Genomic DNA, 22,238 nt, shown 5'->3' on the forward strand with positions numbered 1-22,238 from the left:
GGTACCCCTGCTCAGTGATCTGTTTTACGGCTTCAATTTTGAATTCTTCTGTGAACGTTTTGACTGACATAAACACTCCTTCATTAGGCCTCCATTATGAGGCAAAAAAGTGTCTACGAAACCCGGGTCTATTCAGTATCCGTTGCTTGTCGTGATTGCCGGGGGCGAACCGTTTCTTTGGATCAGGCTGAAACCGAGAGGCAGGGCGTTCCAGTCATGAAGGATTGCAAACGCTGCCGGGGAAGAGGCTATGAGCGTGTACCTGCTGCTGATGCTTTCCGAGCGATTTGCGCCTTTACTGACACCATATCTGCTGCGACATGGGATAAGACGATAAAGCCATTCTATGACCAGCTATGCACCCAATTGGAGATAGAAGAATCGTGGGCTGAAACAACTTTGAATCGCGTTACTGGATAGTGCATGAAAAAATAGCTCACAAAGTTATCGTGAGCTATTTACTTTTCCGGAAGTTGGGGTTAAAGTCTTCTAACACTACAAATCCGTGAATCTGTTACGGTGAGTGAAAAGCATAATTAAGGCCCCGCAGAAATGCGGGGCTTTTTGCTTTATAGCCCTATTAGATTTACCCCTCCAAAAGTAAACAAAAATGTTGACATGGTAAGCATTAATGATTACTATAATCACATGTTCAACAAACAGGAGGAGTAGTGAAGCAGAGCGAGTTTAGGCGGTGGCTTGAATCGCAGGGAGTTGATGTTTCAAACGGTACTAACCACTTGAAGCTGAGATTAAACGGGAAACGAAGCGTAATGCCAAGGCATCCCAGCTCTGAGATAAAAGAACCACTAAGAAAGGCCATACTCAAGCAGTTAGGCCTGAACTAATAAACCAGCCTTTCGGGGCTGGTTACTCAGAAGCTTCACTAAGACTAAAATGCGATATCCAATAAAGTTAGAACCCGATACGGGTGGATATGTCGTCAGCTTCCCAGATATCCCCGAAGCATTAACGCAGGGTGATACGAAACAGGAAGCGCTAAGCATGGGGCTTGATGCTCTGGTAACAGCGCTCGATTTTTATTTCGAGGAGAATCGGAAGGTACCAGAACCGAGCCCCATCACAGGGGATTACGTTGAGTTGCCACTTAGCGTAGCCTCTAAGGTGCTTTTACTTAATGCCTTCATAGAAGCTGATATCAGCCAGGTAGAGTTGGCATCACTCATGGGAATTAAGAAGCAGGAAGTCACAAGACTTCTTGATCTTCATCATTCGACTAAGATTGATACTATTCAACATGCCTTGAATGCGTTGATGAGACCCATGAGCGTTGATTACATCAATCAGATTGATATCTATGGGGTAATTGATGGTTCTTATCAATTGCCTCATGCGATGAACAAAGGTGAAGAGATTAACTTTGCTGGTAGTTATGCTGCCGAACCTGGCAAAATCAGGAAGTTTTCAGGAGTCCTAGCTGGGTTTGAAGCGGAGGAGTCATCATTTGTCGTGGTGAAGGATATTCATGAAGTGGATTGCTGCGGGCTTGAGGGAATAAAATTTAGCCAGGTACCGATTGCAAGTGTCATTTCCAAGTACATTGCGTTGTCAGTCAACTGCATGTTGCCCAGTGGTTGACCCGTAGATAGTAATTCTATTAAAGGCTGCCTTCGGGTGGCCTTTTTTATTGCCCAAATTTAGAGCCCGACCAATCAGTCACCTCACCCTCATGAAACCATGCGGTCGCGGCTCTATTCCCTATGACTAAACACACAGCCCATTTAACCAAATGGGAGCGGAACTATGAAAATGGATCCAGTTAACCAACACAACCTGCCTTACTGGTGGTCAGCGGCACTTGGATTCTTTTCGCTGCTGTCACTCCAAGACTACGTTTTCATCATTGGTGCGGTCATCTCCGCCTTCTTCACGATCAAGACCTACTATGCCAAGCGCAAAGAGGAAGCAGATCGGATGCAAGAGGAGAGGCTCAGAACTCAGATTCTGAAGGACTACATTGATGGTGTTGCTCAGCGTCCAGTTAACGACCGTCCGGCTTCTGCAGAAGTCATCACAGAAGCTATGACAAAGATTGAGGGCTGACTATGGCTTCAGTATCCAAGAAGGGTGTTGTCGGCGGCGTCTGCGCTGTTATGACCATCATTGGCATTGTGGTATCAAGCGGGACGGTAAGAACAAGCGAAGCTGGCCTCAAGCTTATCGGTGACGCGGAGAGCTGCCAGCGTGACCCATACGTTTGTCCTGCTGGTGTACTGACTGATGGCATTGGCAATACTCACGGCGTTAGAGCTGGGGTCAGGAAGTCTGATGCTCAGATTGCAGCTGATTGGGAGAAGAACATCCTCCAGGCAGAATCCTGCGTGAACAAATACGCAAACGGCAAGAAGCTGAATCAAGGCCAGTTCGACGCTGTCACCTCGATCACCTTTAACGCCGGGTGTGGTCAGATGCAGAAGTCCACGATGTTCCGCATGTTCCGAGATGGCAAATTCACCGAAGCGTGCAATCAGTTCCCGCGCTGGGTATATGGCGGCGGGAAGAAATTGCCCGGCTTGGTTATCAGGCGTGAGAAGGAGAAAGCACTATGTCTCTCCACTCCCAAATAATCGCCTTCCTCATTCTCGTCTTACTGGCAACCGGCTACGGAGAAATCCGTTACCGGAATGGCTGGTATGCCCACTCTGACCAAATGAACGCAGCGGCAGCTAAGAAGCAGAAGAAAGCCGAAGCGAAGCTTGAACCAATAGAGCAAAAAGCAGCGAAGGCCAAAGACGACGGTAAGGTCATCTACAAAACGATTACCCGCGACGTGGTGAAATATGTCCAAGACCCGAATCATACCAAGTGTGATTTTGATGCTTCTGCTATCAGGTTGCGTCAGCAGTCAATCGACGCTGCCAACAATATCGCAGGATTTGATGACGGCACCGTGCAAGGCAAGTGATGCCGGTAAGGATAGTGACGAAGATCTGCAAACAGACAAAGAAACGGCTGAATGCCTGCGTGAACTTCGGCTCAACATCTACCGCTGGCAGGCTTGGTACAAATCATCCATATAAAGAGAGGTGTGTAATGGTATTCCCATCGAAAAATATTGATCAGTATTACGAGCAGATGAAGAAAGAGTTGGAAGAGGCCGAGAAGTTGGCTTCTGCATAAAGAACAGCACCAAATATTAAGAGGTCGCCAATCGGCGGCCTTTTTTTATGCCCGCAGTAAATCCCGCGCATCGCAGCGCATTTCACTCAGAACCTTTCAGGATGACCCTTGAGGAACCGGCTGGCTGTCGGAGCCTTCTGAGGGCCGTATTCCTGTGCGAACAAGGTTCATCACTAAAAGGCAAATCCGATGAAACACCTGATTAAGACCATTAAAGGGACTCCTGTTGTTAATACCGATGTGGTTGCTGCTGAATTCGGCAGAGACCACTTTCGCGTGATGAATAGCATTGAATCACTGGCTGCATCCGGGCATTTAGGAGCCTCCGATTTCAGAGCCTCCTCATACACCAGCAAACAGAACAAAGAAATCCCATGCTACGAACTGACCGAGCGAGGGTTCTTAATCGCAATGCCATTCATCGGTGGTGAAAAAGCTAAAGACGGGCAAGTCCGCCTGGTTGACAGTTTTATCGAATATCGTGAAAGGGCAAAGCAAGAATCACTCGTACAGGCAGAGCGTGATTTAGCGCGAGTCGAATACCGTCCAATGACGAACGCGATAAAAAGCAGCAAGGAATCAGAAGGCAAAGAGGCAGAGCATTATCACTTCAGCAATGAAGCCAACATGATTAACCGAATAGTGCTTGGCACCACCTCTGCAAAGTTCAGGAAGGAAAACGACATCGGCAAAACAGAAGCAATTCGTGACTACCTGACTGCGGAACAAATACGGGCGATCACTGAATTACAGCGAGCCGATACCGTGTTTATCAATATGGGGTGGGATTACGACAAGCGAAAGCTTGAATTGACTGGCATGTTTGAGCGCAACCACCGCCTGCCATTGATTGAAGAGCAGCATCGCCTGGCCGCTTAATATGATTTCATCACATCTTTAAAAGAGCCACTTTCACAACGGCTCTTCAGTTAACATCACAAGGCCCATTTTCGAGTGGGCCTGATGATTGAATACATTCGATATGGTCAAAACAGTTAACAGAATTTGGGGGTAAATCTCAGGGAGTGCATTAACCTGCGAAAGGGTTTGTGTCAATGTCATGCATCAGGTTAGCCCTTACAGATTCGTAAGTTTTACCATGTGCAGACCCAATACCTGAATTTGTCACATGACCCATTGGCCCATACAAAAGCTTGGATATGGTTGCTGATATCTCGTCATCTATGCCTCCAACGCTTTGAAACCATAATTCAGGGTTATGATTATTATCTGTTACCACGTCAAATACTAAGGCTAACAAGTCGGGTAAATATTGAGCCTTGAAGCCGCCACCGGCGGATAGGTCCAATTGCAATAGGTTTTCGAGTTTAGGGTACGTACTTGTATCACCCTGAATACCTTTTTTAAGCGTGGAGTAAACAACTCCTAACATACGTTCAACGTTTTCTCTTGTCCCATCAATCCCATTGCGATTAGGACGGTTCCCTGTCAGGTACTTTTCAAGGCAATAATCCAATAAATTCATAATTTCCTCACCTTATTTCCTCACCTTAGGTATATACATGGCACTCACCGACAAGCAAGAAATGTTCTGTCGCGAGTACCTCATCGATTTGAACGCCACGCAAGCGGCAATTCGGGCGGGGTACAGCGAAAATACCGCCCGGAAGATTGGTAGTGAGAACCTCACAAAACCAGACGTCCAGAACAGAATCGCCGAACTTAAATTACAACGCAATGAGCAGGTTAACATTGACGCTGCTTATGTTTTGAGACGCCTAGTTGAAATCGACCAGATGGATGTATTAGATATTCTGAAAGAGGATGGTGGTCTTAAGCCGATAAGTGAATGGCCGAAGGTGTGGCGAACAACGCTTAGTGGATTCGACATAAACACGTCGATCACCAATTTCGATGAAACAACCATTGAGAACATCCTCAAGAAGGTCAAGTGGCCGGATAAGGTCAAGAACCTCGAACTGCTCGGCAAGCATATCTCCGTCATGGCGTTCAAAGAACAGGTTGAGCAATCAGGCTCGCTCACACACAACATCATGCCAGTTCCATCATGCAGCAGCGCTGACGAATGGGAGGCAGCCGCACAGCAACAGCAGAGCGAGGTATTAGGCAAATGAGCTACAACGTAGTTTGGAAGCCTTTGCCCGGCTCTCAGTCGCTTTCGCTAAGCTGCCCTTGTGATGAGATATTGTTTGAAGGTACGCGCGGACCCGGCAAGACTGCCGCGCAGTTAGCTCGCTTTCGTCGCAAGGTCGGCTTGGGGTACGGCACCTTTTGGCGTGGCGTCATCTTCGACACAGAATACAAGAACCTCGCCGACATCATCACCCAGTCAAAACGTATGTACCGCCTGTTTGGTGATGGTGCGAGATTCCTCAATTCAGCATCAGAACTTCGCTGGGTATGGCCTACCGGTGAAGAGTTACTGTTTCGCTTCGGCAAAGAAGAGAATGACTACTGGGACTATCACGGTCAGGAATTCCCGTTCATCGGCTTTAACGAGCTGACAAAGCAACCTAACGCGGATTTCTACGAGTCGATGTTCTCTTGCAGGCGTTCATCATTCAGGCCGCAGGATTACCCGCTGGCGGATGGCACTTTGCTACCGAGCATCCCGCTTGAAACGTTCAATACTACTAACCCTTTCGGCATCGGCCATACGTGGGTAAAGAAGCGATTCATTGAGCCAGCGCCGCGTGGAACGATTATCCGTGACACGCAATTAGTGCCAAACCCACAGACGCAGCAGGAAGAAAAGATAACTCTGACGCGAGTTGCTATTCACGGCTCCTTCAAAGAGAACCCGTATCTCGACCCGGTATACATCGCCACGCTGATGAACATCAAAGACCCGAACAAGCGTAAGGCTTGGGTTGAAGGCTCATGGGATGTCACCAGCGGCGGCAGATTTGACCATCTTTGGAATGACGCCTTACACGTTATCAAGCCTTTCACTATTCCAGAAAGCTGGACTGTAGACCGCTCACACGACTGGGGCGAGTCTAAGCCATTCTCTAATCTTTGGTGGGCTCAAACAGACGGTACTGAGGCAGTGTTACCTGACGGCTCTAAGTTCTGCCCGCCTGCAGGATCACTCATCCTGATTGGAGAGTGGTACGGCTGCCCGCCAGATGAATTGAACAAAGGTCTGAACATGTCCTCTACCAACGTCGCTAAGGGCGTTGCGTGGCTTGATAAGCGGCTTGTTGGCGAAGATGCTGACGAACCAGAGGAAACTAAAGGGCAAGGTCAGATGCACATCATGCCTGGCATCTGCACAAAGGTTATCCCAGGACCAGCTGACAGTGCGATTTATAACACCGCTGACAATGAGCTTTCCATAGGACAGAAGATGGAAAAGCAGGGCGTTAAGTGGCTTGAGTCAAACAAGAAGCCCGGATCACGCATAAACGGTGCGTCACTCTTCGCTGACATGCTCGAAGCTGTCATTGAAGGCAAGAAGACCGAATCAGGCATACCTGAGAAGCCTGCTCTCTACGTATTCGATTATTGCCGTGGCTGGATAAGCCGAGTCCCCGTTTTAGTCCGTGATGAAAAGAACCCTGATGACGTGGACACCACGCAGGAAGATCACGACTGGGACGCAACCCGATATCGCGTTCTGCATAATCCTCCAAGGATGACCAAATCAATTCCTTTCAAGTGGTAATAATATGGCCGATCTCGACATTAACTACCGCCACCCGGCATACGCTGAATTCATGCCCGAATGGGAGATGATCGGCGATTGTGTGGATGGCGAACGCAAGATAAAGAAAAAAAGAACCAAGTATCTCCCTCACCCAAGTAGTGACCACCTAAATGATGATCCAACGGGTGAGCGGTACGATGCATACCTGATGCGTGCAGCCTTCATTAACGCCACTGGCAGAACCCAGTCAGGAATGTTGGGCATAGCTTTTAATAAGCCTCCTAAAATTGAGCTTACTGGCGGTATTGAAGATATTGAGTCGGATGCTGACGGTGAAGGGCAGCAACTAGAACAGATGATCCGTGATGCACTCGCTCAGAATCTACAACGCGGGCGGGCTGGGATTCTTACTGACTTCACCGGTTCTGGACTACAGACGGAAGCGACCAAAGGAAGGCCAGTGCTTAAGCTATTTACTGCCAAGGAAATCATTAACTGGCGTGTGACTAACGGAAAAACCGCATTGGTAGTCATCCATTACGTCGAACCTATTGATGACCCTGCTGGATTTTCTCTTACGTTAAAAAAATGTTGGATCGAGCTCAGATTAATCAACGGAATTGCCTATTCCCGCAAATGGGAGGAAGGCGATACAGAGATTGCTGGAGGTGGTCTGATAATGCTGAAAGATGCTAATGGTTCTGAGCTGAAGGAACTGCCCTGGTCATGGATTGGTGCTAACAATAATGATCACACACCGGATTCACCTCCATTAGCCGATATTGCGTACGTGAATATTAAGCACTATCAGGCAGAGGCAGATATCGCTGAGGCAGCTCACACAGTGGGACAGCCAATGGTTGCCTTGACCGGTCTTAATGATGACTGGGCCTGTAAATACCTGGCAGATGGTTTCAAGGTTGGCTCCCGCAAAGGAGTCCTGCTTCCTGTGGGCGGTGATTTGAAGTTCGCTCAACCTGATGAGCGGAACATCTTAATCACTTTGGCCGAACGTCGCGAAAATCAGATGGCAATGCTCGGTGCAAAGTTGGTAGAGCGTAACACCTCGGCCAGAACAGCTACTCAGGCAGGCGACGAGGCGCAAACTGATAACTCTATACTTTCACTCTGCGCAGGTAATGTTGAGCAGGCTGTCAATCGCGCCTTGCGCTTTGCTATCCAGTTCGCAGGGAGTGGTGAGGGAGCAGTCGAGCTAAACAAGAAGTATGAAATAGCCAATCTCGACTCACAGGCTATTACCGCGCTTCTCTCTGCCGTGCAGTCTGGGAAAATGCGTCTTTCAGACTTTGTTCGCTTTCAGCAACGCATCGGCCTTATAGGACAGGATGAAAGGCCAGAGGAAGTCGTTGATGAGCTTTTAAACCAGAAACCATCATTACTGCTTGGAGAATAAAATGACAGTCAATGAGAGGTTGCGTGATGAGGCAATAAGCCACTCGCTGTTTGTCAGCCGCTATTCGACCGGCGTCGCGCAGCGCATGGTGAAAATCCTCAACCAGAGCGATGCCGAGCTTTCGATTCGTTTGCAGGTAGCTTTGGATGACCTTTCACCTAATAGCTTCACTGTGAAGCAATTGGAGGGATTGCTTGGCAGCGTTCGACAGCTAAACCAGACAGCCATTCATGCCACCTTCACAAGCTTGGGCGAGGAGTTACAGAGCTTTGCTGACCATGAGGCGGATTATCACCTCAGTCTGTTTGATTCCATTCTGCCAGCACCCATTAAGCACCGATTCCCGCTGGCGGCCATTACGGCAGATCAGGTATACGCCGCCGCGATGGCCCAGCCATTTCAGGGGCGCTTGCTGAGTGAGTGGGCGAGCAATCTTGAAAGCGATCGGATGACGCGGATCATCAACACTGTCAGAACCGGTTATCTCACCGGGCAGTCAACCGAGAAAATCGCCAAAGATGTGCGCGGTACCGCGACGAACAACTTTCAGGACGGCGCAATTCAGGTTAGCCGAGCCAACACCACCAGCATCACGAAGACGGCGATCAACCATCTCGCTGCAACGGCGCGTACCCAGTTCGCTGAGCACAACAGTGATATCGTGGACTGTAAGCAGTGGCTTTCGACGCTGGACAACAAAACCACGCCAACATGCATCATTCGGGACCGGCTGAAGTACTCGCTGGAGAATAAGCCCATCGGTCACAAAGTCCCTTATCTGCAGGGACCAGGCAGGATCCATTTCTGCTGTCGCTCGACAGAAACGCTGGTAACGAAATCATGGCGCGAACTCGGCATCGATGCAGACGAAATGGATGCGGGAACGCGCGCCAGCATGGATGGGCAGGTTCCGGCGAACACGACTTACAGCGATTGGCTCAGCCAGCAATCCCTATACCGACAGGTGCAGGTGCTGGGGAATACACGCGCTAGGCTCCTGCGGAACGGTGGCATGAATGTACCTGACTTTTTCACTGACAAAGGCGAATGGATCACGCTGGATAAGCTGAAAGAAATCGATGCGGCTGCGTTTGAGAAAGCCGGTTTTTAGTACCGAGAAATAATCACACAGGGCTGCCTCCGGGCGGCCTTTTTTATTGTCCGCGGCCAGAGGCTGCACACATCTGACCAGAGGTTAAAGATGGCCCTTAAATTTGCATTAACCAAAGAAGAATTTGAAGCACTCGATGAATCCGTTAAAGCCTTGTATGTCGCAAAAGGCGAAGGCTATCAGCTTGCAGTTGATGGTGCTCCAGATGTAGACGGGCTGCAACGTAAGAACGAAGAGTTGCTGAAAGAAAAGGCCAAATGGCGTGAAGACCGTGAAGCAGCCGAAAAATTAGCGAAAGAAAAAGATGATCAGGCCAAAGAGTTGGCGGAAGAGCAAGCCCGCAAGAAAGGTGACATCGAGACTTTAGAGAAAAGCTGGCAAGAAAAGCTGACTGTCCGCGAAAAAGAACTTCTCTCACAGATTGAAGAGCGAGACGGCCGGTTGACCACGCTTTTAGTTGATAACGTTGCGCAGTCATTGGCAACAAAGCTAGCAGGCGACAGTGCTGCGGTAATCATGCCCCACATCAAATCACGTCTCATTGTTGAAGATGGTAAAACTCGCATTGTTGATGCTGAGGGTAAGCCATCAGCGGCAACTCTTGAAGATTTAGAGAAAGAATTCCGTGGCAATAAATTATTTGCACCGATTGTTATCGGAAGCAGGGCATCCGGCACCGGAGGTAATGGAAGCCTGTCCATCGTCAGCGGCGAAGGCAAAAAATGGAGCGATTTCACTGAAGCTCAGCGCATTCAGTTATTCAAAGAAAATCCTGAAGAGTTCAAACGACTCCAGGCAACCCAAAATCATTAAGAGGTAACGCCGCATGGCTTCCACTCGTCTTTCAGACATCTTCATCAGCGATTACTACCAGACAATCGCACCGGTTAACAGCCCGGAGAAAACCGCTGTATACGATTCAGGAATTATCACACGCCTTCCAGCACTCGACGCGGTTGCACAAAATGGTCAAGGTACTGCCACTATCAGCTACTGGCAGGATTTAGACGCGGATGAAGCACCAAATGCTTCTACTGATGATCCGGATGAAATCGGTAAGGTTGGTAAAGCCACCCAGGGCAGCATGCGTTCTCGTACCCTATTCCTGAATAAGGGTTATGGCGTGGCTGACTTAGCATCTGAGTTAGCTAACAGCGATCCAATGACACAGATTCGTAACCGTTTCGGTACCTATTGGACTCGCCAATGGCAACGCTATCTGATTGGCACAGCCCGCGGAATTATCGCTGCGAATATTGCAAACGATGACAGCGACATGGTTATCCAGTCTGGAGCAACAATTAGCGCGCAAAACTTCATCGATGCTGCTTATACCGCTGGCGATGCTGCGGATGGTTTCTCTGCGCTTGGTGTGCATTCGGTCGTCATGAAACAAATGGCTGAGCAGGATTTAATTGAATACCTGCGCGACTCAACCGGCCAGATTATCTTGCGTACTTACTTAGGCAAGCCAATCTTCATGGATGACAGCCTAAAAACAGCAGATAACGGCTATTTGTCAGTATTCTTTGGTTCAGGTGCATTCGGTTATGGCGTTGGCACTCCACACACGCCGACTGAGCTTGAGCGCAAAGCATCTGGTGGTAATGGTGGCGGTGCAGAAGTGTTATGGGAGCGTAAAACCTACATCATTCAGCCTGCCGGTTTCAGCTGGAAAGGTGAAGATGATCCGAACCTGACACCCTCATATACCCAAATGGCAACTGCCTCCAACTGGGAACGAGTCTTTGACCGTAAGCAGGTGCCATTTGCAGCGGTTCTTTCACAAGCTGCAGGTTCCTAAGCGTCAATCATAAAGGGGCTTCGGCTCCTTTTGTGTTTATTTAGGTATTGCGAAATGACCAACAAAATCTTTTTGAGCTTTAACCGTCTTTACACGTTAAAAGATGGCGATTATCACGGTGCAACGCTGACTTATCGGATTAAGCACGGCGAAGACCTACTGGCGGAAGGTGAAATTAATGGGAAATCACTTTCACCTTTTATCAGGCCTATCGACATCGAAGAAACAGAAATCACCCGGCCTCTGACAGTTGAGTACGTCTGCACAGGTAATGTGGAAGATATTTCAGCCTCGCAGGCGAAAGCGGACGATAGCCCTTTCCGAGTAATAGGTGGGAAGGTGTACATCAACAATGCTCATATTTCCCAATGCATTATAAGTAATGCGCTGACTATCATGCGTGATGCCTGCGAAAGCGACGAAGAAAAGCATATTAAAAAATTGGTGAATGATAACGTGACCGAACAAATCACGAAAATGCTGCAACCAGGTGGACTTCTTTCTCGTAGATGAGCGGAGTAATTATGCAGGTCACTATTGATGGTGTCCCGTATGCGTGTAGGTGCAAACCTTACTTCATGATTAAAGGTTGTGGCTTCACCTCTCGTTCTGTATTAGCCGCTTTTAACCGGGGTACGTATGGCAAGTCTCATAGAGATGGAAGCAAAATTTAAAAAAGACATTCGGCTCAGCAAGAATGGCTATGCGCCGATTCGGGTGCCCCAAAAGAAGCAAGCTGCATATCAAGTCTGGAAGAAGCTTCTTAAGGAAAGCATTAAACGTCAACAGTTAATTAAAACTTTGTAGGAGTCGGTATGGACGTGGTGATTGATGGTGTTCCGTATGCACCTGCGTGCAATTCGGGCTCTCGGATTGGAATTGCCATCACCACTCATAATAGACCGGCAGTTCTGGCAAAAACGATTGAGCAGCATCTGAAGCACTTCCCGGCTAGCGCCAAGTTGATTGTGATAGATGACGGTTCCGCGCCAGCAGCCACAGCCGCCGGTATCGAAATAATCAGGCATGAGAAATCACTCGGGATCGTGGCTTCAAAGAACCGGAGCCTCGAGGCGCTGATTGATGCTGGCTGCGAGCACTTTTTCCTGTGGGACGATGACGCCTATCCGATCAGCGATAACTGGCACGTCCCATACATCGAGTCACCCGAGCCTCACCTGGCTTACCAATTTCTCGATCTTGCTGGCGCGCAGAAGCTGAAAGATATGGCGGTGCTGTATCGCGATGAGCAGCATGTTGCTTACACCGGCCAGCGCGGGGTGATGCTGTATTACCACCGCACCGCGATTGAGAAGGTCGGCGGCTTTGACCCGGTTTATGGTCGTGGCATGTACGAGCATCCCGATCTGGCGCTGCGCATCCATAACGCTGGCCTGTCGACGTGGGCGTTTGCTGATGTGACTGGTTCGGAAAAGCTGATCCATTCCCTCGATGAGCACATGACGGTCGAGCGGTCTGTTCCACGGCCTGACCGTGAGACGCTGGTAAAGCGCAATGTAGGGATTTACAACAACAGGCGGGACAGTGGCTATACCGGCTTTGCCCCTTATCGGCGTGAGCGTGACGTGGTCATTACGACCCTGCTGACCAGCCAGCCAGATCCCCAACGTGCAGCTGCAATGAAGCCAGATGAATCAGTTCTTTCTGCTTGGTCGTCTTCGATTCGCGGCGCTGACGCTGTGGTACTGGCCGACCAGCTCAGTGTTGCACCTGCTGGCGCTTCTTTGGTTATGGTGCCCGCGGTTCAGATGAGCCCGTACTTTGCCCGCTGGGTTCACATCTATCAGCACCTCAGAGCGCATCCTGAATACCGGTTCGTGTGGTGTACGGATGGGACTGACGTCGAGATGTTGCGTGAACCTTGGGCTGAGATGGCTTCCGGCAAGATATATGTTGGCTCTGAGCATAAGACTTACGCTGACGGATGGATGAAGGCCAATCACCACGGTCGAGCATATGGCGAGTTCATTGATCAGTATCGCGATGAGCCACTGCTTAACGCCGGTCTCCTCGGCGGCTCGCGTGATGACGTGATGGAGTTTGCTCACCGGATCGTAAGGCTGCATTACCGCATTGAGAGCCAGCGGTTCTGGAAGATGGAAACAGCGCCAGCGACCGCGGTTGATATGGGCGCGTTTGGCATGGCTGCAAAGTCATTCGGTGACCGCGTTGTTACGGGGCCAAAGGTTCACACAGTCTTCAAATCTGATGATGGTATGGGTAAGGAGTTCGCCTGGTGGAAGCACAAATAAAGGTTGTGGTGGTCGGCCATCATTCCCGGCGTCAACAGGCATGCCATCTTGCGCACCTGCTCGATGCTCACCTGCTGATTGATGACCAAGACCGCGGCGCTAACTGGAATCACCGGCGCGCCATGGAGTGGGCAGCTGACCAGGATCAGCGCGTTGTTGTCATTGAGGATGATGCGATCCCTGTTTCTGGCTTCACTGAATCTGTTTGTGGCTGGCTTGAACGCTTTCCTGATGACCTCATTAGCTTCTATCTGGGTACCGGGCGACCTCCACAATATCAAATGGCAATCGCAGGAAAACTGATTAACGCTGATAAAGAACGCTCAGACTTTGTCACGTTACCTCGACTGCTTCACGGGGTCTGTTACAGCCCACCTAAACAGGCTATTGATAAAATCCTGAGCCGCTGGGACTTCGCTAAGGCAGCAGATTACGCGGTCGGTGACGCTTACGGAGGTGCAGTCATTTATCCATGCTACTCGCTGGTTGATCATCTTGATGAAGCCAGCGTGGAAAAGCACCCTGACAACAAACCTCGCACTGAACGCAGAAAAGCGTGGAGGCTTCATCAATGATTATCAACGACCCGAGGTCACCGGATTTTAATAGCTATGCGAGCGTCATAGAGTTAAAGAGCTTTGCCTCATCTCGCGGTTATTCATTGCCGGAAACCGACGAAGAAATCGAGACGTTGCTTATTCACGCGATGGATTACCTCGAGGGGCTTGTCTGGCGTGGAAAGCCTGCTGAACCAAATCAGCCATTGGCATGGCCGCGCACCGGCATAAACCTGAACGGTGAACCAATTACAGGTATTCCGGGAAAGCTTAATCAGGCTCAATGTCGGCTGGCAGTCGAGGCGCAGACTGTTGACCTTTCCCCCACGTTCTCCGGCGGCGGCGAGGTGACTCAGGAAACAGTCGTCGGGGCGGTCAGCGTGTCATATGCAGAAGGCAGCAGCACTTCAACGCCTTATTTCAGCTGGCTTTCAGGATTATTGCGCGGGCTGACTGGCGCGTCATCATCCGTCAACTTTGACGTAATGCGGGGATGACATGGCAATCAACTATCTGCGTATGCGTGCGACAGCAACACGTTTGCTGACTGAGAACGGCCAGGAGTATCTGCTTACGCGTGGCGGCTCCGTGAAAATGGTGGCAGGCAAAGAAGTCACCACGCCTGTTGAAACGGCGAAGCCGGTCGGGGTCATTACTGCTTATGCGCCGGGAGAAATCGACGGGTCGCGGATCCAGAATGGTGACGTCAAACTGACAGCGACGTATGACGTCGAAATCAGGACTGATGACCGGATCGAGGTGGACGGCAAAAAGTTCCGCGTAGTTTTGCCGGGGCCTGTAAAACCTGCGGCGACGCTGATTTGTTATAAAGCCCAGCTGAGGGCGTAACCATGGCTGATAACGATTCGTTCATGACCTCGATCAACGCCTTCGTCGCGACGGCCAAATCCAACCAGGAAGAAGTGATCCGCGCGACCGGTATAAAAATCCTCGCCCGTCTCGTCGACATGTCTCCGGTGGGAAATCCCGAAGTGTGGGCAGTGAACCAGACTGCGGTGGCCTACAACAAAGAGGTGTTCGACTATAACGAAGCCCTAAAGTACGACTCTGCTAACGTGACTAAAACCGGACGCCTGAAGCGCAAGGCGCGAATCAGTGACGGCATGGATGTGAAAGCCCCGCCCGGTTATACCGGCGGCCGTTTTCGCGGGAACTGGCAGGTATCACTGGATGCGCCAGCAACCGGAGAAACGGGTGTCATCGATAAAAGTGGTGGGGCGACAAAAGCGGCCGGTGGCCTGGTCATGGCATCGTTTAAGGTCGGCACCAAATCCATCTACTTCTGCAACAACGTGCCTTATGCGTATCCACTGGAGTTCGGCCATTCGAGACAGGCACCCGGTGGCATGGTGCGGATCACTGCTGAAGAGTTTCAGCGTTTCTTTACTGAATCAGTGCAGGAGGTGGGGCCATGAGCCAACAGGCCATAACGCAGCTTCTTGAGACGCGACTGAGCGAGTGGGCTGAAGCGCAGGGGCTGCAGGTCGCTTTTGACAATATCGGGTTCAGTCCTCCCGATGGTATCTATCTTCAATCCCACGTCATGCCTGCGACGACGACTGCGATCGACCTCAGCCGACAAGCCAAAGTGATTCGCGGCGTCTACCAGATTAACGTTATCGCGCCCGCCGGTACCGGAAAATCGGCAGGTGGTCTCATCGCCGAACAACTGATCCAGCTATTCCCTGAGAATCAGGAGATGAGTGACGGCGTTTTGACTTGTTTCATCAACAGCGTCCCCAGCGCTTTTGCAGGCATTTCTTCCGACACCTCTTACACCATCCCCGTCAGCATGTCTTATCGCGCTGACATATCATAAGCGCCGCCTGCTGGCGGTTTAAAATCCCTCTTAATGGAGAATTCCCATGGGCTTTGCATTGCCTAACGGCGCGACTGTATTCGTCGGGTCAAAACTCGCTGCCGCAGTGTCAGCAACTGCAGTAACAAACGCAGACGGAGCGGTATTCACCGTTGCCACTGGTCACGGACTGGCTGTTGATGATGTTGTTTTGATTTCATCCGGCTGGGGTCTTATTGATAACCTGGTTGCCCGTGTTTCAAGCCAGACAGCTACATCGATCACCATTGATGTGCTGAATACCTCAGACACCAATTTCTTTGCAGCTGGCGCTGGCATTGGCTCACTTCGCAAAGTAATCGAGTGGACTGAGATCCCACAGATTACTGAAGTCGCATCCAGCGGCGGTGATCAGCAGTATGTGCAGATTCAGTTCCTGTCCGATGACCGCCAGCGCAACCTGGCAACCTACAAAGCGGCGAAAACGCAGACCTTCACGCTGGCGCATGATTCAACCCTTCCAATCTACGGCGTGCTTACGGCGGGTGACCGCAGTGGGGACACGCTGCCACTGCGCATGTACGTGCCGAAGGCCAAAGAAATGCGCTACTGGTCAGGCATCCCATCCTTCGACCCGCAGCCAACTACAGCTGTGAACGCCGTCGAAACCGTTCAGGCAGCCTTTGCAGTGCAGTCTCGCGACATGACGTTCTACAAAGACACCGCGTCGGAGCCTTCCAGCTGATAGACCTTCTAATTTGAGCCCGGCAACGGGCTTTTTCTTCACTCATTTACCGAGGCCACCATGGCAGCTAAATTCAAATTAAAACCAAACCCAACGTTTAAAGCCGATGTAACTATTCCCGTGCCAGGCGACGAGCCAGGGATTGTGACCTTTACGTTTAAGCATCGTCCGATCAAAGAGCTGGCGGTTCTGGAAAAGGTCGAGGGTAAGCACATCTCTCAGTTCCTGCTTGATATCACTGAAGGCTGGGCGCTCCCTGACGAGTTCAATCAGGAAAACGTTGAAATCCTGCTGGATAACTATCCGCGCGCCGGTGAGGCGATCATGAAAGCGTATTACGCCGAACTGCTGGGTAATCGCGAAAAAAACTAATAGCGGTTGCCTCGGCGTTCTATACGCCTGATCCCACTGCTGAAGACCTGGCCGGTATGGGGCTGACAGCCGATGACTTCGAACAGGTCATTATCGATGTCTGGCCTGACGTTTGGCCTGCCTTCGACGTCTTTCAGGCGGCCAGCACACAGTGGCGAGTGGGTATGAGTGGGGCGACAGGTTTGGATTACAACTGTCTGCCCTGGCTGATGCGTACTCACGGAATAGACGACGAAGCAACCGCGCTGCATGACATCCGCATAATGGAAAGAACGGCGCTGACACTCATGCATAAGGGGGCGTAATGTCCGGTGACATTGCAACGATTTCGCTCCGGGTCAATACGTCCGACGTTGAGCGTGGCAGTAACGAGCTGGATAAATTTGCTGAGGCGGCGGCCGTCGCAGCAAAGGGCGCCGATAATTTCGGCACCAGCGGTAAAGGAGCCGCAAAAGTTTCTGCTGAAGTTGCACGCGAAGTGGAGGACACGCACCAGCGTGTGCGGCGATTTAGCGAAGCGCTGAAGCAAAACGAAACCAGTATTAAGGGGGCGGCACAGGCGACCGCTCAGCAGCAGCAGGAGTTGCGCACGCTGCTGACCCAGATCAACCCGGTAACGGCAGCATTCGAAAAGCTCGACAACATGGAGCAGCAACTGTCGCGTTTCAATGCCAAAGGATTGGTAGACACTGATACGTTTCGCGACGCGACACGCACTATCCAGCAGACGCGCGAGGAGCTGGGCCGCACGGCTGATGCTAGAACTACTGAGGGGCGTGCGGCTGCAGCGGCAGCGCAACAAGACAAGGCTGCAACTGCTGCGAGGGAGGGCTTCCTTCGGAAGTTGAAAGAGCAAGTCGCCATCCAAAACCTTTCTAAGCAGGAATTACTGCAATACAAAGCAGCTCAGCTTGGTGTTGGCTCTGCAGCTGATGTTTACATCAAGAAAATTAATTCTGCAGAAGAGGCGGTCCATTCTTTCAGCTTGCAAAGTTCTGCTGCCCGTCGTGAGCTGGGTGTCATGCTGGGCGAGCTGGCCCGCGGCAACCTCGGGGCATTGCGAGGCTCATCAATCACGCTGGCTAATCGGTCAGGATTGATTGATCAGTTATTCAGCCTAAAAGGGTTAGCGATTGGCGGAACAATTGGCGCGGCTACCGCTGCTCTGATTGGTCTCTATAAGGTCTATGAAACCGCCGAGAAAGAGAGCAGCGCTTTTAACAAGTCAGTTATTTTAACTGGCGAGTATTCTGGCTTTACTGCAAAACAACTTGCCAATATGGCCGACTCTGTGGGTAAGAGTGTCGGCACGGTAGGTGAAGCCTCTGAAGTGCTTAGTAAGCTGGCAGGGGCTGGAGTAAGCTCTGCCGTTAACTTCAAGGAAGCTACGGCTGCAATTGTCGAGTTTAGCCATTACTCGGGGCAGTCTATTGATGACCTGGTCAAGCAGTTTGCTCAACTTTCGGATGACCCTTCTGGCGGTTCACTTGCTCTAACTAAAAACCTCCACTATCTCACTGCCGCACAATACCAGCACATTTCCGCATTGCAGGAAGAAGGTGATAAAGCTGGTGCCGTTACTGCCGCCACAGATGCTTTGAGCGGAGCAATGGAGCGTCGCGCTAAAGAGATCAAAGAGTCCATGGGAACTCTGCCATCCTTCTTTGATGAGGTGGGTAAAAGTGCTTCGAAAATGTGGGATGGCATCATGGGGCTGGGGCGTGAGCCATCAGATGCTGAACGCAGGGCTAAGCTTACGCTGAAAATTAAATCAGCAGAGAACGACCCGCGAAGATATAAAGGAGGAACACCAAGCCTTTCAGATGCTGATCTGGATGCCGCTAAAAAAGAGTTAGCAGCGCTGGATGCCGTGCAGCAAAAGAAAACGAATACTGCCAAAGTTGACCAAGATGCAATTGATGCTCAGCAAGGGCTAAACAAGTTAATCAAGGAGGGATTAACGCCAGCAGAAAAGCGGCTTGCTGTAGAAAAAGATTTATCCAAGTGGATAGAGTCCAACAAAAAAGCCCACGCAGAGGATGCCAAGGTTCAGTTATTCACCGATGCGCAAATCGCAAAGGCAAGAGCGGGTATTGAAAACCAGTACAAAGATCCAAAAATACCTAAAGGCGTCACCAAAGCCTATCAGGATGATGCAGGTACCCGGGAACTGCTGGCGAGCCAGCAGCGACTGGCAGCATTGAAAGACCAAGTGTCGGCCAGCACCACGCTGACCAGTCAGGAGCAACAACTCTCGAAGTTCACTCAGCAAATCGCTGACCTGAAAAGAAAAACCATCCTGACCGCCGATCAGAAGTCTCTGCTGGCGCGCGCAGGGGAAATAACGGCCAGCCTGCAGCTTGAGGCGCAGCTGTCTCGCGAGAACGTACAGCGCGAGAAGGCGGTGAAGGCGCTCAAGCAGATGCAGGACTACACCACGTCTATTGTCAGCAAGAACGCTCAGACTCAGGAAAAATTTGGACTCACCACGAAGCAGACCGGGCGAGTCGATCAGGAAACGCAGCTCAACAACACGTTCCGTAAGCAGACTGACGGCATCACTGATCCGGCGGCACTTTCAAAAGTTACGGAAGAATACAACCGGGCTAAAGAGGCTTTGCGTTCAGGATGGGATCAGGAAGATGCCAATCAGGGGGACTGGCTGGCAGGCATGAATCAGGGAATTGCCCAGTTTGGTGAAAACGCCAGTGACGTGTTCACTGCGACCGGACAGCTGGCGCAAACCACGCTCAGTGATATGTCCTCAATGATGAGTACGCTGGCAACAACCGGCAAAGCTAATGTGAAGGATTTTGCGAAGTCATTCCTGACCAGCATTGTTGAGATCATCAATAAACTGCTCATTGCTCAAGCTGTACAGGCGGCCATGGGCTGGATCAGCAGTTCGTTCTCGGCCGGTTCAGGTACCGCTACGGCAGCCTCTAACAGTTCGTTTTCATCGGGTGCCTACAACGGGCTATCTTTTGATTCCGGTGGCTATACCGGCGAAGGCGATAAGTTCGCGCCAGCCGGTATCGTTCATCGCGGCGAATTCGTCATGACCAAGGAGGCTACCAGCAGGATAGGCGTCGATAACCTGTATTCCATGATGAGGGGGTATGCAGACGGCGGTCTGGTTGGCGGAAATGCCGGTATGTTTGGCCTGTCCGGTGGTCAATCCAACTCTACGGTTGTGCAGACGTCCGTTGTGGTTCAGACCGGCAACAATCAGCAGCAGACGTCGGGCAACAGTGACGCCATTGGTAAAGCTTACCAGCAGGTGATCGACCAGTCTGTTCGCGATGGGATTGCGAAAGCTTTGCGTCCCGGTGGTCTCATCTACAACGCAAACAACTCACGTTAACCGCCTACGGGCGGTTTTTTATTGAGGAAATTATGGAACTCGAAACGTTCAGCTGGCGCGTGCAGGGAACACCTGAGGGGGCTTATGACTGGCGCGTGTGTAGCACTCAGTTTGGCGACGGGTATAAACAGGTTGCCGGAGATGGCATCAACCCCGAAACCCAGACGTGGCCGCTCACTTTTCAGGGGAGAGAAAAGGATATGAAACCTATCCTCGCCTTCGTTCGTGCGCACGTCATTAAGTCATGTGTCTGGACGCCCCCCTATGGTGTAGCCGGGCTTTACCGCGTTACGGCTGACTCCATCAAAGCGATGCCAATAGGCGGCGCGACAATGAGCGTTTCTTTCACTTTTGAGCAGGCTTATTCGGTCTGATAGCAGGCAATCACATGGTCATGAATTCTGACGTCCAGAAGCTGGAGCCGGGCGACAAGCTACGCCTTTTCGAAGTTGATGGATCTGCATTTGGCGCAGATATTCTGCGCTTTCACAATGAAACGCTGCCACACACGCCGGAAGAAATTGCCGCTGCAGGTGGTGATGAATCGAAGTTGCCGCCGAAATCTGTCTGGTGGCAAGGGCTGGAGTATTCTGCGTGGCCGACACAGATTGAAGGGCTTGAAGATTCAACGGATGGTTCATCAGCGCAGCCCAAGCTCACGGTCGCTAACCTGAATAGCAGCATTACAGCACTGTGTCTGGCCTATGACGACATGCTGCAGGCAAAGGTCATCATCCATGACACGCTGAAGCATTATCTGGACGCGAGAAATTTTACTGATGGGAATTCGACTGCAGACCCGACACAGGAAAAACTCAGCGTTTTCTATATCGACAGTAAGAGCCAGGAAAACAATCAGCTTGTCGAATTCACCCTCAGTAGTCCGATGGACCTGCAGGGGGTAATGCTGCCCAAGCGCCAGATCCACGCCATCTGTACGTGGGCGATAAATGGCTGGTACCGGACGGGTAACGGCTGTTCATATTCTGGTACCGCCTATTTCGACAAATTCAACAACCCGGTTGATGACCCATCAAAGGATGTTTGCCCCGGCTCACTGTCCGGCTGTAAATGCCGGTTTGGTGCAGACAATGAACTCGACTTCGGCGGTTTCCCCGGCACCAGCTTACTGAAGAGTTAACGCGATGGACGATAAACAGATTCAGGCCATCATGGCACATGCTGAGGCAGAGTATCCGAGGGAGTGCTGCGGCGTATTGGCGCAGAAATCGCGAGTCATTAAATACTTCCCATGCCGAAATCTGGCTGCTGAGCCGACCGAGCATTTCCATCTCGATCCGCAGGGCTATGCTGGCGCGGAGGACTGGGGAACGGTGATAGCAGTAGTCCACAGCCACCCAGACGCAACGACGCAGCCGAGCGAGCTGGACAAGGCCCAATGTGACGCCACTGAATTGCCCTGGCACATCGTCAGCTGGCCGGAGGGGGATTTGCGCACCATTCATCCACGTGGCGAACTGCCGTTACTCGAACGCCCGTTCGTGCTTGGACATACAGACTGCTGGGGTTTGGTGATGAGCTATTTCCTGCAGACGCACGGCATTGAGTTGAACGATTACCGTGTCGATTATCCGTGGTGGGAAAAACAGTATCAGGATAATTTCTATCAGGATTGCTGGTACGAATGCGGTTTCCGGGAGTTCTCCGGCGCGCCAGCTGCAGGGGATTTGGTGATCATGCAGGTTCAGTCGGAGAAGTGGAATCACGCTGGGGTCTTGCTCAAAGGCAACATGCTCTTGCATCACATGTACGGCCGGTTGAGTCAGAGAGTGCCGTATGGGGGGTATTGGCGAGAACGTACGGTAAAAATCCTCAGACACGTTCTTAAAGACTCGGCAACCTTTCATGATTGATAGGTTAAAGCTATTTGTTGGAAACTATTATTGGTGATACTGTTTTTATATACAGTGTTTATGTGGTGCTGTATTTAATTACATGAATACGTTTCATTTAAAACTGTCTATCATAAGGTAATAATAAGCAATC

Annotated in this window: 28 protein-coding genes and 1 pseudogene; 28 read left to right on the top strand and 1 reads right to left on the bottom strand. The window is 50.8% G+C overall.

Annotated elements, in window-relative coordinates; translation table 11 throughout:
- Positions 1–96: 96 nt before the first annotated feature.
- From UC15_RS10610 to UC15_RS10645, 7 genes and pseudogenes are all read left to right on the top strand, one after another.
- Positions 97–420, top strand: a complete 324-nt coding sequence (locus tag UC15_RS10610) for an antitermination protein (protein WP_232829852.1) — start codon at positions 97–99, stop codon at positions 418–420.
- 251 nt (positions 421–671) lie between these two features.
- Positions 672–848 (top strand): type II toxin-antitoxin system HicA family toxin, encoded by a 177-nt coding sequence (locus tag UC15_RS10615; protein ID WP_112288411.1) that lies wholly within the window; start codon positions 672–674, stop codon positions 846–848.
- 49 nt (positions 849–897) lie between these two features.
- Positions 898–1,293 (top strand): annotated as a pseudogene (locus tag UC15_RS25925) (type II toxin-antitoxin system HicB family antitoxin); the annotation flags it as partial.
- 471 nt (positions 1,294–1,764) lie between these two features.
- Positions 1,765–2,064, top strand: coding sequence for a hypothetical protein (locus tag UC15_RS10625; protein WP_112197800.1), 300 nt, complete (start codon positions 1,765–1,767; stop codon positions 2,062–2,064).
- Positions 2,065–2,066: 2 nt separating this feature from the next.
- Positions 2,067–2,588, top strand: coding sequence for a lysozyme (locus tag UC15_RS10630; protein WP_112288413.1), 522 nt, complete (start codon positions 2,067–2,069; stop codon positions 2,586–2,588).
- Positions 2,567–2,926, top strand: a complete 360-nt coding sequence (locus tag UC15_RS10635; RefSeq protein ID WP_198659694.1) for a hypothetical protein — start codon at positions 2,567–2,569, stop codon at positions 2,924–2,926. The genes UC15_RS10630 and UC15_RS10635 overlap by 22 nt, the downstream gene beginning before the upstream one ends.
- A gap of 404 nt (positions 2,927–3,330) precedes the next feature.
- Entirely contained in the window at positions 3,331–4,020 is a 690-nt protein-coding gene (locus UC15_RS10645) for a Rha family transcriptional regulator (protein ID WP_112288414.1), read from the top strand.
- A gap of 151 nt (positions 4,021–4,171) precedes the next feature.
- Here UC15_RS10645 and UC15_RS10650 read toward each other — a convergent pair whose 3' ends face one another.
- The gene (locus tag UC15_RS10650; protein WP_112288415.1) at positions 4,172–4,627 is read right to left on the bottom strand and encodes a hypothetical protein; all 456 of its coding nucleotides are present in this window, start codon (positions 4,625–4,627) and stop codon (positions 4,172–4,174) included.
- A 37-nt stretch (positions 4,628–4,664) separates the two neighbouring features.
- Between UC15_RS10650 and UC15_RS10655 the strand changes: the two genes are divergently transcribed.
- The 21 genes from UC15_RS10655 to UC15_RS10750 all read left to right on the top strand — a co-directional run bounded on the left by UC15_RS10655 (position 4,665) and on the right by UC15_RS10750 (position 22,105).
- Positions 4,665–5,237, top strand: a complete 573-nt coding sequence (locus tag UC15_RS10655) for a terminase small subunit (RefSeq protein WP_112288416.1) — start codon at positions 4,665–4,667, stop codon at positions 5,235–5,237.
- The gene (locus UC15_RS10660; protein ID WP_112288417.1) at positions 5,234–6,790 is read left to right on the top strand and encodes a terminase; all 1,557 of its coding nucleotides are present in this window, start codon (positions 5,234–5,236) and stop codon (positions 6,788–6,790) included. Before UC15_RS10655 ends, UC15_RS10660 begins: the two co-directional genes overlap by 4 nt.
- 4 nt (positions 6,791–6,794) lie before the next feature.
- Positions 6,795–8,186 (top strand): DUF4055 domain-containing protein, encoded by a 1,392-nt coding sequence (locus UC15_RS10665; protein WP_112288418.1) that lies wholly within the window; start codon positions 6,795–6,797, stop codon positions 8,184–8,186.
- 1 nt (position 8,187) lies between these two features.
- Positions 8,188–9,297 (top strand): hypothetical protein, encoded by a 1,110-nt coding sequence (locus UC15_RS10670; RefSeq protein ID WP_112288419.1) that lies wholly within the window; start codon positions 8,188–8,190, stop codon positions 9,295–9,297.
- Between the two features lie 90 nt (positions 9,298–9,387).
- Positions 9,388–10,110 carry a hypothetical protein gene (locus UC15_RS10675; protein WP_112288420.1) on the top strand — a complete coding sequence of 241 codons (723 nt, stop codon included), beginning with the start codon at positions 9,388–9,390 and terminating at the stop codon, positions 10,108–10,110.
- Between the two features lie 13 nt (positions 10,111–10,123).
- Positions 10,124–11,101, top strand: a complete 978-nt coding sequence (locus UC15_RS10680; RefSeq protein WP_112288421.1) for a major capsid protein — start codon at positions 10,124–10,126, stop codon at positions 11,099–11,101.
- Between the two features lie 54 nt (positions 11,102–11,155).
- Positions 11,156–11,614: a hypothetical protein gene (locus UC15_RS10685; RefSeq protein WP_112288422.1), complete on the top strand. Its 459-nt coding sequence runs from the start codon at positions 11,156–11,158 to the stop codon at positions 11,612–11,614.
- A 126-nt stretch (positions 11,615–11,740) separates the two neighbouring features.
- The gene (locus UC15_RS25640) at positions 11,741–11,908 is read left to right on the top strand and encodes a hypothetical protein (protein WP_157960973.1); all 168 of its coding nucleotides are present in this window, start codon (positions 11,741–11,743) and stop codon (positions 11,906–11,908) included.
- 8 nt (positions 11,909–11,916) lie between these two features.
- Entirely contained in the window at positions 11,917–13,374 is a 1,458-nt protein-coding gene (locus UC15_RS10690) for a glycosyltransferase family 2 protein (protein WP_112288423.1), read from the top strand.
- Positions 13,356–13,949, top strand: coding sequence for a hypothetical protein (locus tag UC15_RS10695; protein WP_112288424.1), 594 nt, complete (start codon positions 13,356–13,358; stop codon positions 13,947–13,949). The genes UC15_RS10690 and UC15_RS10695 overlap by 19 nt, the downstream gene beginning before the upstream one ends.
- The gene (locus UC15_RS10700) at positions 13,946–14,428 is read left to right on the top strand and encodes a DnaT-like ssDNA-binding protein (protein WP_112288425.1); all 483 of its coding nucleotides are present in this window, start codon (positions 13,946–13,948) and stop codon (positions 14,426–14,428) included. The genes UC15_RS10695 and UC15_RS10700 overlap by 4 nt, the downstream gene beginning before the upstream one ends.
- A gap of 1 nt (position 14,429) precedes the next feature.
- Positions 14,430–14,780 carry a hypothetical protein gene (locus tag UC15_RS10705; protein ID WP_112288426.1) on the top strand — a complete coding sequence of 117 codons (351 nt, stop codon included), beginning with the start codon at positions 14,430–14,432 and terminating at the stop codon, positions 14,778–14,780.
- Between the two features lie 2 nt (positions 14,781–14,782).
- Entirely contained in the window at positions 14,783–15,367 is a 585-nt protein-coding gene (locus UC15_RS10710) for a hypothetical protein (protein WP_112288427.1), read from the top strand.
- Positions 15,364–15,771 carry a DUF4128 domain-containing protein gene (locus UC15_RS10715; protein WP_112288428.1) on the top strand — a complete coding sequence of 136 codons (408 nt, stop codon included), beginning with the start codon at positions 15,364–15,366 and terminating at the stop codon, positions 15,769–15,771. Before UC15_RS10710 ends, UC15_RS10715 begins: the two co-directional genes overlap by 4 nt.
- A gap of 46 nt (positions 15,772–15,817) precedes the next feature.
- The gene (locus tag UC15_RS10720; RefSeq protein ID WP_112288429.1) at positions 15,818–16,495 is read left to right on the top strand and encodes a phage tail protein; all 678 of its coding nucleotides are present in this window, start codon (positions 15,818–15,820) and stop codon (positions 16,493–16,495) included.
- Positions 16,496–16,555: 60 nt separating this feature from the next.
- Positions 16,556–16,867 carry a phage tail assembly chaperone gene (locus UC15_RS10725; protein WP_112288430.1) on the top strand — a complete coding sequence of 104 codons (312 nt, stop codon included), beginning with the start codon at positions 16,556–16,558 and terminating at the stop codon, positions 16,865–16,867.
- Positions 16,868–16,923: 56 nt separating this feature from the next.
- A complete protein-coding gene (locus UC15_RS10730) occupies positions 16,924–17,172 on the top strand; it encodes a DUF1799 domain-containing protein (RefSeq protein WP_112288431.1) in 249 nt (82 codons plus the stop codon).
- Positions 17,172–20,231, top strand: a complete 3,060-nt coding sequence (locus tag UC15_RS10735) for a phage tail tape measure protein (protein ID WP_112288432.1) — start codon at positions 17,172–17,174, stop codon at positions 20,229–20,231. Before UC15_RS10730 ends, UC15_RS10735 begins: the two co-directional genes overlap by 1 nt.
- Positions 20,232–20,263: 32 nt before the next feature.
- On the top strand, positions 20,264–20,605 hold the full coding sequence (locus UC15_RS10740; RefSeq protein ID WP_112288433.1) for a phage tail protein: 342 nt from the start codon (positions 20,264–20,266) through the stop codon (positions 20,603–20,605).
- Between the two features lie 14 nt (positions 20,606–20,619).
- Complete coding sequence (locus UC15_RS10745) at positions 20,620–21,372, top strand: phage minor tail protein L (RefSeq protein WP_112288434.1); 753 nt, start codon at positions 20,620–20,622, stop codon at positions 21,370–21,372.
- Positions 21,373–21,376: 4 nt separating this feature from the next.
- Positions 21,377–22,105 carry a C40 family peptidase gene (locus tag UC15_RS10750; protein ID WP_112288435.1) on the top strand — a complete coding sequence of 243 codons (729 nt, stop codon included), beginning with the start codon at positions 21,377–21,379 and terminating at the stop codon, positions 22,103–22,105.
- Positions 22,106–22,238 lie beyond the last annotated feature (133 nt).

The sequence above is a fragment of the Rahnella sp. AN3-3W3 genome, assembly GCF_003263545.1.
Classification (GTDB): domain Bacteria; phylum Pseudomonadota; class Gammaproteobacteria; order Enterobacterales; family Enterobacteriaceae; genus Rahnella; species Rahnella variigena.